The 12,993-nt window shown below is 67.8% G+C and carries 8 protein-coding genes and 2 tRNA genes; all 10 read right to left on the bottom strand.

What is annotated here, in order from left to right:
- Nucleotides 1-260 precede the first annotated feature (260 nt).
- Nucleotides 261-1,715: an Eco57I restriction-modification methylase domain-containing protein gene (locus tag ID810_RS00050; protein ID WP_166857454.1), complete on the bottom strand. Its 1,455-nt coding sequence runs from the start codon at nucleotides 1,713-1,715 to the stop codon at nucleotides 261-263.
- 118 nt (nucleotides 1,716-1,833) lie between these two features.
- Nucleotides 1,834-1,906: transfer RNA gene (locus tag ID810_RS00045), tRNA-Ala, on the bottom strand.
- A gap of 164 nt (nucleotides 1,907-2,070) precedes the next feature.
- Nucleotides 2,071-2,147, bottom strand: a tRNA-Ile gene (locus ID810_RS00040).
- Between the two features lie 49 nt (nucleotides 2,148-2,196).
- Nucleotides 2,197-2,691: a DUF3566 domain-containing protein gene (locus tag ID810_RS00035; RefSeq protein ID WP_166857452.1), complete on the bottom strand. Its 495-nt coding sequence runs from the start codon at nucleotides 2,689-2,691 to the stop codon at nucleotides 2,197-2,199.
- Nucleotides 2,688-5,312 (bottom strand): DNA gyrase subunit A, encoded by a 2,625-nt coding sequence (gene gyrA, locus ID810_RS00030; RefSeq protein WP_166857450.1) that lies wholly within the window; start codon nucleotides 5,310-5,312, stop codon nucleotides 2,688-2,690. Before gyrA ends, ID810_RS00035 begins: the two co-directional genes overlap by 4 nt.
- Before the next feature lie 39 nt (nucleotides 5,313-5,351).
- A complete protein-coding gene (gene gyrB, locus ID810_RS00025; RefSeq protein WP_166857614.1) occupies nucleotides 5,352-7,409 on the bottom strand; it encodes a DNA topoisomerase (ATP-hydrolyzing) subunit B in 2,058 nt (685 codons plus the stop codon).
- A 251-nt stretch (nucleotides 7,410-7,660) separates the two neighbouring features.
- Entirely contained in the window at nucleotides 7,661-8,350 is a 690-nt protein-coding gene (locus ID810_RS00020) for a DciA family protein (RefSeq protein WP_166857448.1), read from the bottom strand.
- A 1-nt stretch (nucleotide 8,351) separates the two neighbouring features.
- Complete coding sequence (recF, locus tag ID810_RS00015; RefSeq protein WP_166857446.1) at nucleotides 8,352-9,572, bottom strand: DNA replication/repair protein RecF; 1,221 nt, start codon at nucleotides 9,570-9,572, stop codon at nucleotides 8,352-8,354.
- Between the two features lie 5 nt (nucleotides 9,573-9,577).
- Complete coding sequence (dnaN, locus tag ID810_RS00010) at nucleotides 9,578-10,711, bottom strand: DNA polymerase III subunit beta (RefSeq protein WP_166857444.1); 1,134 nt, start codon at nucleotides 10,709-10,711, stop codon at nucleotides 9,578-9,580.
- A gap of 480 nt (nucleotides 10,712-11,191) precedes the next feature.
- Complete coding sequence (dnaA, locus tag ID810_RS00005) at nucleotides 11,192-12,760, bottom strand: chromosomal replication initiator protein DnaA (protein ID WP_166857442.1); 1,569 nt, start codon at nucleotides 12,758-12,760, stop codon at nucleotides 11,192-11,194.
- Nucleotides 12,761-12,993: the final 233 nt, after the last annotated feature.

The raw sequence follows: 12,993 nt of genomic DNA, 5'->3' as shown, positions 1-12,993 counted from the left end.
TGGCTGTGGGTTCTGGGGAAGCACATCGCTGTGATTCGTCCACACCTGTGGACTGCGGTGTGGAACGACATGGCTGTTGTTCTCCACAGGGATGCGCACAGGTGGGGAGAACGTTGGCATCACGGGAGCCGAGCGGGCGAGATTTCCACACGGTTGTCCACCGACTGGGGAGCCGGGGTTGCGCACCACCTGTGGGCGGCGGGCAGCCGGGCTGTGGCTCCAGCCGGGGGCACGGGCTGCGGGCCTCGTGACGCCGGTACTCACACCCGTTCCACTTGGGATACCACCATGTTGCTACCCAGTTCGCGCAGTGCGGCTGCGGTGGGGAACCGCAGGGCTCGCAGGTCCGTGGCGTTGACCTGGGTGTGACCGGAGAACGTACGGAAGAACCTGTCGATGACGGAGGAGTTGAGCCACACGGCAATGCCCTTGGCGAGGTCCTCGTCCAAGCCGTGGCCTCCACTATGGAAGACGTTGAGATGATTCTCGAAAGCGACCTCACCGGGGTGCTCCACGGGTGACCAGACCGAGGCAACGATTCGCCGGCGCTCCTCCTTGGCGCTGAAACGCTTGACGACCGCATACCACCCTTCTGGCAGCAGCATTGCGCGGTCCTTGTCATCCCCTGGATGGAACCACTGGGACTTACGAATCTCTCGCGGCCAGAGCACGCTGCCATCGCGGAGGTTACCGGGGTAGACCAGAGGCACGGCGTCCGGTCGTTCGACCGCACTCAGAGCATGACGTGACCGGTAGTCGACCACGCGACCAGTGGAGACCTGAACACCAAGATCCATCAGTGTGCAGGGTTGGGACAGCACGATGTCGGCAACAGCCGTGTCCTCGGCATCGGTCGCCAGCCGGATGAATCGATTGGGGTCGTGAGGGAAGACGACCTCCTCGTAGGCAACGGTACGCGATGAGATGTCGTCCGTATGGTCACGACTGACCGACAGTTCGACGACCTCAGGCGTCGCGCCCCGCGTTCCAGCGACAACCACGTTCTCCTGGAGGACTCCGGTATCCGCGAAAACCGTCGAGCGGGAGTCGAAGACGTGCACCCGGTCAAGCGCGATCGAGTCGAGCAGGTGAGCGCGGAACGCACTGAAGTACGGGCCATTGAAGAACGAGCTGGGAGTGATCGCGACAACCTGTCCGCCCACCTTGAGGGCCGAGATGGACAGCGAGAGGAACGCTGCGTACACGTTCGGCGCATCAACACCGGTGGCCCGCATGGCCCTGCGATGAGCACTCGACACCGCCAACTTCCCGTACGGAGGACTCTCGATGACGAGATCGAACTGGCCATCCAGGCTCAGTGACGCTTCCCAACCGGCAGAGTCCAGGATGAAGTCCGCTTCAACAGCCTCCGCGTGGACCCGACCTCTGCCGACGTCTTCACAGGCAGACAGCGTCGCCCGAAGATTCGACAACACCGCAGGATCGCGCTCAACCGCCACGATCTCAATTGACAGGTCCGGCCGCTCCATCAGCGCACGACTGACCAGTGCTGCGGACAGCACGCCCGAGCCCGCGCCGGGGTCGAGCACACGCAGCGTCCCAGCTTCAGGCAGGCGGGGCATCGACGCGATGAGCCGAGCCGCAGCCGCAGGTGTGAAGAACTGACCAAGCTCACTCTGAGTGAGCGCGTCAAGCTCGCTGAGGGCGGCAACTCGCTCGACCTCGGCGATGCTCAGTAGATCTGTCGCCAACACCCCGTCATGGTATCCGGGGCCACTGACACTTCACGAAGCACGGGCGATGGCGGCGGCCCGACAAGGGCGTACAGGAGGCCGACGACGACGTCCCTGTCGCGTCGTCGGACACGTGGGGTGGAGCCAACGGGACTCGAACCCGTAACCCCCTGCTTGCAAAGCAGGTGCGCTACCAATTGCGCCATGGCCCCCGGTGCTCAGGTCGCGTCAGCGACCTCAACCCAGGCTGAGCGCTCCACGCGCTCAGACTCATGCCGGAGCCACGCCGCGTAGGCCAGAACCCCAAGACATGAGAAAACCGCGGCTAAGACGATCCTCCGGTTCATCCGAACCCTCCTCATCGTTCCACCGCGGGTGGTGGGCCTAGCTGGACTCGAACCAGCGACCTCATCCTTATCAGGGATGCGCTCTAACCAACTGAGCTATAGGCCCGTGCGACCGAAAGAGACTAACTCAGCCGGTCTGAGGCGGCCAAATCAGATCACTCGTCCGCCAGTGTGAGATGGACCCCACCCACGAGGGCCGCCGTGACGTTGTACAACAGCGCCCCGATGGCGGACAGCGCCGTGGTCAGAACGATATTGACCACCGCGATGATCGTGGCCATGGAGATCGCGCGGGAGAACCTCATGTACTCCACCAGCGCCACGAAGGCGTTGGAATCCGAGTCGAACATCGTGCCCACGAGGTCCTGGATCGTGGAGAACACGTGCATCTTGTCGAGCATGAACCACACGAGGGCGGCGGCAACAACAATCATGATGCCGGAGGCCACGGACAGCAGGAAGGAGACCTTCGTGACGGACAGGACGTTGACCCTCGTCAGCGCCAGGCGCACCCGACGCGGCGCGACCGCCGGCTGCGTCGTCGCTGCCTGCGTCTTCACCCCAACCTGGGCCTGCCCCTGCTCAACCGACGCCGGGGCGTCAGCACTCATGTCCCCGCTCACGGGCGGGTGGATGACGGGCTCACTCATGCCTGCTCCTCACTGTCCTCGTCAGCCAACGCTACCGCCTCCGGGTCATCAGCGGAGGAGGCTGAGACGGCACTCTCAGCGCTCCCAGCACTGTCGGCACTGCCGGTGGGCTCATCCCCGTCGAGCTCCCGCTCGGCATTGCGGGCCACCGCGATGATCCGGTCGCCGTCGTCGGGCTTGGCGAGGGTGACGCCCTGCGTGTTGCGTCCGGTCACCGAGACCTCTGCGACCGCCGAGCGCACCACCTTGCCAGACGCCATGATGCACATGACCTCATCGTTGGGCGCCGTCACCAGCGCACCCACGAGGTCCCCACGCTCCTCAACAAGGTTGGCCACCTTGACCCCCAAGCCACCACGGTGCTTGGTCGGGTACTCCTGGACGTTCGTGCGCTTAGCGAAACCACCCTCGGTGACAACGAACAGGTCCGCGTCCGTCCAGGACGGATCAACGACGTCCATCGCCAGCAGCGAGTCGTCACCACGGAAGCGCATGCCCGTGACACCACTGGTTGCGCGCCCCATCGTGCGCAGCTCGTTCTCACTGGCCGTGAAGCGCGTGGACTGTCCGTGGCGCGAGACGAGCAGCAGGTCCTGGCCCTCGCTCAGCAGGCTCGCTGAGACGAGCTCGTCCGCCTGCCCGTCCTCGTCCTCACGCAGGTTGATGGCGATGAGGCCGGCCGAGCGCGGGGAGTCGTAGTCCGCCAGGCGGGTCTTCTTCACCCGGCCACGGCGCGTGGCGAGCACAAGGTAGTCCGCCTGCTCATAGTCCTTGAGCTCCATGACCTGGGCGATCTCCTCGCCCTGCTGGAAGGCGAGCAGGTTCGCCACGTGCTGGCCCTTGGCGTCACGCCCGCCCTCGGGCAGCTCGTAGCCCTTGGCGCGGTAGACACGTCCCAGGTTCGTGAAGAACAGCAGCCAGTGGTGGGTGGTGGTGACGAAGAAGTGGTCGACGACGTCGTCCTCGCGCAGGGCCGCACCCTTGACCCCCTTGCCGCCGCGGTGCTGCGAGCGGTACTGGTCGGTGCGCGTGCGCTTGGCGTAGCCGGACCGGGTGATCGTCACGACGACCTCTTCCTCCGGGATGAGGTCCTCCATGCTCATCTCGCCGTCGAAGGGCACGATCCTCGTGCGGCGCTCGTCGCCGTACTTCTCGACGATCTCCGCAAGCTCGGTCGAGACGATGCCGCGCTGACGCTCGGGGGAGGCGATGATCTCCTTCAGGTTGTCCACGCGGGCCTGGAGCTCGTCGGCCTCCTGCTGGATCTTCAGGCGCTCAAGGGCCGCGAGGCGGCGCAGCTGCAGGGACAGGATTGCGTCGGCCTGGATCTCATCCACCCCGAGCAGACCCATGAGGCCCGTGCGGGCCTCGTCGGCCGTCGGGGAGCGGCGGATGAGGGCGATGACGGCGTCGAGTGCGTCGATGGCCTTGAGCAGGCCGGCCAGCACATGCAGGCGCTCCTCCGCCTTGCGCAGGCGGAAGCGGGAGCGGCGCACGATGACGTCGATCTGGTGGGTCACCCAGTGGCGCACGAAGCCGTCCAGGCTCAGCGTGCGCGGCACACCGTCCACCAGGGCGAGCATGTTGGCCGGGAAGTTGTCCTGCAGGGGCGTGCGCTTGTACAGGTTGTTGAGGACCACCTTGGCGACCGCGTCGCGCTTGAGCACGATGACGAGCCGCTGGCCCGTGCGACCACTGGTCTCATCACGGATGTCCGCAATGCCGGTGATCTGGCCATCGCGCACCAGCTGGGCGATCTTGTCCGCCAGGTTGTCCGGATTGACCTGGTAGGGCAGCTCGGTGACCACCAGACACTGACGGCCCTGAATCTCCTCAACGCTGACGACGGCACGCTGCGTGATCGAGCCGCGACCCGTGCGGTAGGCGTCCTCAATGCCACGGCGTCCCAGGATCGTGGCGCCCGTGGGGAAGTCCGGGCCGGGGATGCGCTTGATGAGCTCTTCGAGCAGCTCCTCACGCGAGGCATCGGGGTGCGCGAGGAACCACTGGACGCCGTCGGCCACCTCACGCAGGTTGTGCGGCGGGATCCGGGTGGCCATACCGACGGCGATGCCCTCGCTGCCATTGACCAGCAGATTCGGGAAGCGGGCCGGCAGGATCGTCGGCTCCTGGTTCTTACCGTCGTAGTTGTCCTGGAAGTCGACGCTCTCCTCGTCGATGTCGCGAACCATCTCCATGGCCAGCGGCGCCATCTTGCACTCGGTGTACCGGGGGGCGGCCGGCCCCAGGTTGCCGGGGGTGCCGAAGTTGCCCTGCCCGGCCACCAGCGGGTAGCGCAGGGACCACCACTGCACAAGACGGGCCAGAGCGTCGTAAATCGCCCCGTCACCATGCGGGTGGTAGTTGCCCATGACCTCGCCGACGACGCGCGAGGACTTGGAGAAGGAAGACGTGGGGCGGTAGCCGCCGTCGTACATGGCGTACAGGACACGGCGGTGGACGGGCTTGAGGCCGTCACGCACGTCCGGCAGGGCGCGCCCGACGATGACGCTCATGGCGTAGTCGAGGTAGGAGCGCTGCATCTCCATCTGGAGGTCGACCGGCTGGACGCGGTCGTGGGTCTGCTCCTCGACGGGGAGGTTGGTGGTCTCGTCACTCACGGTGGCTGTTTTCCTTTGCTGCCGACGGCGGTCGGCGGGTCAGATGTCGAGGAAGCGGACGTCGGCGGCGTTGCGCTGGATGAAGGAGCGGCGCTGCTCGACGTCGTCGCCCATGAGGATCGAGAAGGTCTCGTCGGCGTCGGCGGCCTCGTCGAGGGTGACCTTCTTGAGGATGCGGGTGGCCGGGTCCATCGTCGTCTCCCACAGCTCGTGGTCGTTCATCTCGCCCAGACCCTTGTAACGCTGGATGCCGCCCTCCTTGGGCAGACGGCGCCCGGCCTCGGCCCCGGCCCGCAGCAGCTGGTCGCGCTCGGCGTCGGAGTAGGCGAACTCGTGCTCCGCGTTGGACCACTTGAGGCGGTACAGCGGCGGCATGGCGATGTAAGTGTGGCCCTGCTCGATGAGGGGCCGCATGTAGCGGAAGAGCAGCGTGAGCAGGAGAGTGGCGATGTGCTGACCGTCGACGTCGGCATCGGCCATGATGACGATCTTGCCGTAACGCAGCCGCGCGATGTCGAAGTCCTCACCGATGCCCGTACCGAAGGCGGTGATGAGCGAGCGGATCGTGTCCGAGGACAGGGCCCGGTCCAGGCGCGCCTTCTCGACGTTGAGGATCTTGCCGCGGATCGGCATGATCGCCTGGTGCTCGGGGTCGCGCCCGCCGACGGCGGAGCCCCCGGCGGAGTCGCCCTCGACGATGAAGATCTCGCAGTCGGCGGCGTTGCGGCTCGAGCAGTCACGCAGCTTGCCGGGCATGGAGGCGGACTCCAGAACGCCCTTGCGCCTGGTGGCCTCACGCGCCTTGCGGGCCGCCACCCGGGCGGCCGCGGCCTGCAGGGCCTTGGAGATGATCGCCTTGGCCTCGGCCGGGTGGGAGTCGAACCAGTCTCCGAGCCTGGAGTTGACGGTCTGCAGGACGAAGGTGCGGGCCTCGGTGTTACCGAGCTTGGTCTTCGTCTGGCCCTCGAACTGCGGCTCGGAGAGCTTGACGGAGATGACGGCGGTCAGGCCCTCACGGATGTCATCACCGGTGAGGTTGTCGTCCCGGTCCTTGATGAGGCCCTTCTCGCGCCCGTAGCGGTTGACCAGGGAGGTCAGCGCCGTGCGGAAGCCCTCCTCGTGCGTGCCACCTTCGGTTGTGTTGATCGTGTTGGCGTAGGTGTGCACCGACTCGGAGTAGGCGCTGGTCCACTGCATGGCGATCTCGAGGCTGATGCCGCGCACGTCGTCGAGCTGCTGCTCGGCCTCGAAGTCGATGATCTCGGGGTGAACGAGCTCGACCTTCTTCGCCTTGTTGAGGAAGGCGACGTAGTCGTGCAGGCCGTTGGCGTAGCAGTAGGTGACCTGGCGGTGGCCCTTGACAGGGTCATCGGTGGTGCCCGGCTCGTCACCGGTGATCTCGTCGCCGTCGTCGGTGACACCCTCGCGCTCATCGGTCAGGCTGATGCGCAGGCCCTTGTTGAGGAAGGCCATCTGCTGGAAGCGGCGGCGCAGGGTCTCATAATCGAACTCGACGGTCTCGAAGATCTCCGGGTCCGGGTAGAAGGTCTGGGTCGTGCCGGTCTCCTCGGTGGCCTCACCCTTGACAAGCTCGGTCACGGGGCGGCCGCCGTCGGCGAAACTCATGCGCCACACGTGCCCCTGGCGGCGAATCTCGGTGTCCACCCGCGTCGACAGGGCGTTGACGACGCTGATGCCCACGCCGTGCAGGCCGCCGGAGACGGCGTAGCCGCCGCCGCCGAACTTGCCGCCGGCGTGCAGGATCGTCATGACGACCTCGACGGTGGGGCGGTGCTCGGTGGGGTGCTCGTCCACGGGGATGCCGCGGCCGTTGTCGACCACTTTGAGGCCGCCGTCGGCCTGGATGGTGACCTCGATGTGGTCGCAGTAGCCGGCCAGGGCCTCATCGACGGCGTTGTCCACGACCTCGTAGACCAGGTGGTGCAGGCCGCGCTCGCCGGTGGAGCCGATGTACATGCCCGGGCGCTTGCGTACGGCCTCCAGGCCCTCGAGAACGGTGATGTCGCTGGCGCCGTAATCGGCGCTGCCCTGGCCGACGGGACGGGTCCCAGCCGGGCTCTCGGCGCCGGTGGTCACAGGCAGGTCCTGGTCAGACACGTGTCAGGTGCTCCTCGTTCTGTGCGCCGGACGGGACATGGTCCCTCAGACGGCCGATTCCGGGTCCGGGGCCGTGTTGTGTAGGTGGGTACCTCTCGGGCACCCCGGGCGCACTATGGGCAATTCCAGCCCGATCCTACCGTGGTGCACCCCCAGGACCCCGCTGTGAGGGCCCGTCGGGGAAGTGGGCAGTCTCACCCTTGGAGACTTGGAGACACCATCACCGGCGCTCAGCCGTAGGTGTCGCGCGGTCCGCGGCCCCCGCGGGCCGCACCAAAGCGCCCATGACCCCAGGTCGGACCCGTGGGCCCCAGCACGCGCATCTCGACCTGCGGCACCTCGACCCGACGTCGGCCCCCGGGTCCCGGACGGGCCCGTGTGATCCGCTCCAGCTCCGCGGCGATCTCCCGCTGGATCGAGGGCATGAGCAGGCGCAGCTGCTGGGCCCACGCCGTCGACGTCGCCCGCACATCGAGACGGCCCACCTCGAAGGCCACCACCTGCGTGTGCTCGGCCACCCGCTCACCAACGATCCTGGGCCAGGCGACGGCGAGCTGGGCCATGGCGAGCTTGCCGGCCCAGCCGCGCTCGGCGAAGGAGTCGCCCAGCTCGCGCCCTCCCGGACGCGGGTCGAAGCGCGTGGGGCCGGGCCGATCTCGCCCCCGGGCCAGCCCGGGCCCGCGCTCCTCGTCGTCGCCCTCGTCGGCCCGCTCACTCCGGCGACGGCGCGGCGCGTCCCAGGCCGCCACCCCGTCCTCACCGGCCGGCGTGCGTGCCAGGCGCGCGCGCTCGTCACCCGAGCCCCAGGCTCGTGACTGGGCGCGGGCGAGCACCTGCAGGGCCAGCGAGTCATCCTCCTCGTCCGGGCGTCGGGTTGCCGGGCCTCCCGGGCGCTCCTCGGCCTGCTTGTCCTCGCCCATCTCAGGTCACCGCCGTCAGTGTCGAGGCCTCGACCTTGAAGCGTGCACCGTCGATCTCGCTGGGCACATCCTCGTCAACGGCCGCCGTCACCAGGGCCTGCTGGGCTCCGGCGACAACGCCCGTCAGGGCCCGGCGGCGGCGGGCGTCCAGGGAGGCGAAGACGTCATCGAGGATGAGCACGGGCTCGCCGTCGCCCCCGAAGGCGTCGACGTCGTGGCGCAGCATCTCGTAGGAGGCGAGCCTGAGCGCCAAGGCCATGGACCACTGCTCACCGTGGGAGGCGAAGCCCTTGGCGGGCAGGCCGCCGAGGAAGAGCGACAGGTCGTCGCGGTGCGCACCCACAAGATTCGCCCCGCGCTCAACCTCCTGCGGGTGCAGGTCCGCCATCGCTGCGATGAGCCGCGCCGTCGTTGCCTCGACGTCGAGCAGTTCCTTCTCCTCCTCCAGCCAGGCCGTGCTCCGCCGGGGGTCGGGCTCCGCGGCCCCCTCGCGCAGCAGCAGGCTCGCGCGGTAGGCGATCTGGGCCTCGGACTGGGCTCCACTGACGGTGCTGACGGTGGCGTAGGAGGAGGCCACCCAGTCACGCAGGTGGGTGACGACGTCGACCCTGGCGGCGATGAGGCGGGCGTCTACCGCCGCCAGCTGGGCGTCCCACACCTCCAGGCTCGTCGCCATCGACGCACTCACACCCCGGGCGGCACGCGCCGCCTTGAGCAGGCTCGCACGCTGGGCCAGGATCCGGTCGTGCTCGACGCGCACGCCGGCCAGGGCGGGGCGCAGGGTGACGGCCAGGTCATCGAGAAAGCGGCGGCGCACCACCGGTTCCTCACGCACAAGCGCCAGGTCCTCGGGGGCGAAGGCCACGGTGCGCAGGAGTCCGAGCAGCTCGCGCGGCCGGGTCTGTCCCCGGTTGAGCCGGGCGCGATTCGCCTTGCCCGAGACGATCTCGACTTCCAGAACCGTCGGCCGCTCACCGTGGATGACCTTGGCGCGCACGACGGCGCCCCCGGGCTGTTCCTCGCCCGGAGCGGCCCGGCGCACAAGTGCCGACTCGCTGCCCACGCGGTGGCTGGACAGGGTCGACAGGTAGCCGATGGCCTCCACGAGGTTGGTCTTTCCCTGCCCGTTGGGCCCGACGAAGGTCGTTATGCCCGGCTCAAAGGAGACGACGAGGTGCTCGTAGGAGCGGAAGTCGTCGAGTGCGAGGTCAGAGACGTACACGCCGTTCAGGCGCCGAAGCGGATCGGCATGATGAGGTAGCGGAAGGACGTGTCCGGCTCCCCGCCGATGGAGTCCACGCCTGTGAGGACAGCGGGCTTGGAGGCGTGAGTGAAGTCAAGGGTGACGTAGGGCTGGGTGATGGCGCCGAGCCCATCGAGCAGGTATCCCGGGTTGAAGGCGGTCGTGATGTCCTCGCCCTCAAGGTGGGCGACGAGCTGCTCAGAGGCCTGGGCGTCCTCGACACTGCCGGCGTCCAGGGCCAGGTTGCCCTGCGTGAAGGTCATGTGAATGGGGGTGGAGCGGTCCGCCACGAGACTCACGCGCCGCACCGCGCCCATGAGCTCCTCACGGCCGACGGTCGCGTGGATCGTCGTCGTCTCCGGGAACAGGCGCAGGACCGGCGGGTAGTCGCCGTCGGTCAGCAGGCTGGTGGTACGACGGCCCCCGGCCTCGAAGCCGATAAGGCTGGAGGTGGTCGATCCGGGCTCGGTCAGGGCGATGGTGACATCCCCCGTCGAGGTTAGGGACTTGGCGACGTCGGACAGGGTGCGGGCCTTGAGCAGCGCACGGGTCTCCAGCGCGGAGTCCCCACTCCTCCAGGTCATCTCGCGCACGGCCAGGCGGTAGCGGTCCGTGGCCATGAGGGTCAGGGCGTCGCCGTCGACCTCCATCTGCACGCTCGTGAGCAGCGGCAGGGTCTCGTCGCGCGAGGCGGCGATGGAGACCTGGGCGACCGCCTGGGCAAGGTCGTGGGCATCGACGGTGCCGGCCGCGCCGGGCATGAGCGGTAGCGCGGGGTAGTCGTCGGCCGCCATGGCGGCCAGCGAGAAGCGGGAGGAGCCGCAGGAGACGGTCACCTTGGTGCCCTCAACCTCAAGGTCCACGGGCTTGGAGGGCAGTGCCTTGGCGATGTCGGCCAACAGGCGGCCGGAGACGAGGACGACGCCCTCCTCCTCGACCTCGGCGGGTACCTCGCAGCGCGCGGAGACCTCGTAGTCGAAGGACGCCAGGACGAGGCTGGCACCCTGGGTCTCGAGCCGGACGCCGGCGAGCACGGGAACAGGCGGGCGTGCGGGGACGGAGCGGGCGGTCCAGGTCACGGCCTCGGCGAGGACGTCGCGGTCAACCCTGAGCTTCACGGTGGGCTCCTTCTGCTGGCGTGCCTCGGGCGCTGGCGTCTGAGGCGGTGCTGTGGTCCTGGGGTCAGGACGATCCATCCGGATTCTAGACGTACCTCGTGCCCGAGGCGCCCGGAGTGGGACCACGTGCGGGCAGAGATGTTGTTCCTCGCGTGAGATAAGTCTTTGTAGGGGTAATAGGAGATGTGGATCCTGGGGAGAACCGGGTTTCGGGCCGAGGACGTGGGGAGGGTCGCTGTGGAATCACACGGGCGTGCTTCGGTGGGCGGCCGGCCTGGTCGGTGGACGGACGGGGTCGACCAGTGTCGGCGTCCCCAGGACAGGGCCGGTGGTCCACAGTCGCACAGGGGGCTTGTCCCCCCTCGATTCCCAGGTTGTCCACAACTCGGGTTGGTCGGGTGCCGACGACGACGCACGGGCAGGTTGTCCGCGCAGCTGGGTCGTCGTCGGCGCTGACGGGCCGACGACGGAACCGGGACCTCAGCGCCGGGCGGTCTGGGCGGCCTGCTTGATACGGCTGGTCAGCTCCATGACCTCGTTGTAGGTCGAGCGTCGCTCGGACATCTGCTCGACGATCTTGCGGTTGGCGTTGATGACGGTTGTGTGGTCCTTGCCGAACTCCCGGCCGATCTGTGGCAGAGACATGTCGGTGAGCTCGCGGCACAGGTACATGCCCACGTGACGAGCGTGCACGAAGGTCTTGGTGCGGACCTTGCCGCACAGGTCCTCGATGGTGATGCCGAAGTAGTCGGCCGTCTGCGCCATGATGAGTGAGGACGTCATCTGCTCACCCTCGGGGTCGGACAGGATGTCCTTGAGCACCATCTCCGCCAGGGTCAGGTCGATGGGCTGCTTGGTCAGGGAGGCGAAGGCGGTGACACGGATGAGTGCGCCTTCGAGCTCGCGGATATTCGTCGTCACGCGCGAGGCGATGTACTCCTGGACCTCGACCGGCACCTCCTGACCCTCGGCGCGGGCCCGGCGCGCAAGGATGGCCAGGCGCGTCTCGAGGTCCGGCGGCTGCACATCCGCGGTCAGTCCCTCGGTGAAGCGCGAGATGAGCCGGTCCTCGAAGCCCTTGAGATCCTTGGGTGGCTGGTCGGAGGTCAGGACGATCTGCTTGTTGTCCAGGCGCAGGGCGTTAAAGGTGTGGAAGAACTCCTCGAGGGTGGACTCCTTGCCGCTGAGGAACTGGATGTCGTCGAGCAGGAGGATGTCGACGCCCCGGTAGCGGTCCTTGAAGGAGCTCATGCGCCCCACCTGGACGGAGTCGATGAAGTCGGAGACGAACTCCTCGCTGGAGACGTACTTGACGTGGGTGGTCGGGTTCAGCTCGCGCGCGTAGTTGCCGATGGCGTGCAGCAGGTGCGTCTTGCCCAGGCCGGAGCCGCCATAGACGAACAGGGGGTTGTAGCCGGTGCCCGGAGCCTCGGCGACGGCGAGGGAGGCGGCGTTGGCGAAGCGGTTGGACCCGCCGGTGACGTAGGTGTCGAAAGTGTAGTGCGGGTTGAGGCGCGAATAGTCCGGGCCGGCCGGACGGTGCTCGGGCACGACGGTCGGCTGCGGCACCGAGCGCAGGCCGGCCCCGGGGCGGGGAGGAGTCGAGGACTCGAGAGGCTGAGTGCTGCTCATCGCAGCTGCCGTGTTGCTGGCGGCGTCGTTGACGTCGGTGGGGTCGGCCGGACTGTCGAAGCCCGTCGCGGCCGACTCGTTGCCGACCCGGCTGGAGGAGGGCAGGGGCCCGGCGGGTGCGGCGGCGGGGCGCGGCTCACGCCGGATGGGCGCGGACAAGGCCTCCAGGGAGGGATCGATGATGATCTCGAAGGGCACCTTGTGGCCGGCGACAGCGGCCAGGGAGGCGGCGATCGTGGCCCGTGCCTTCTCGAAGGTGTCGCGGGCGAAGGCGGAACCGACGACGACGACAAGCGTGTCATCGACGTCGAGAACACTCGTCATGCGCATCATGGCGACCTTGCCCGTGCCCATGGTGCCCGCTGCCGCGAGGTGATCGATGGCTGAGACCCACAGGTCGGTGGTGTGGTCGGGCACGGGCCCTCCTCCGGGCTTGGGACGTCTGCGGGTGCGTCGATCGGATCGGTCCGGCGGGTGGCCGGGCTGTCATCATCGTAGTTCTCCACAGAGTTGTCCACACGTGGGGAGAACGTGCGGACAATGTGGTTGTCTGATCTCATGGCTGAGAACTGCCCGTGCCATCCATGGCCACCGTGTCCCGACAGCAGTGCTCTCCACACGTTGTGACGCCCCTTTTCCCACACCCGTGG

Source organism: Actinomyces respiraculi (assembly GCF_014595995.2).
Lineage (GTDB): Bacteria > Actinomycetota > Actinomycetes > Actinomycetales > Actinomycetaceae > Actinomyces > Actinomyces respiraculi.
The sequence above is the reverse complement of the archived record's forward strand: the minus strand, read 5'-3'. Positions and strand labels throughout refer to the sequence as shown.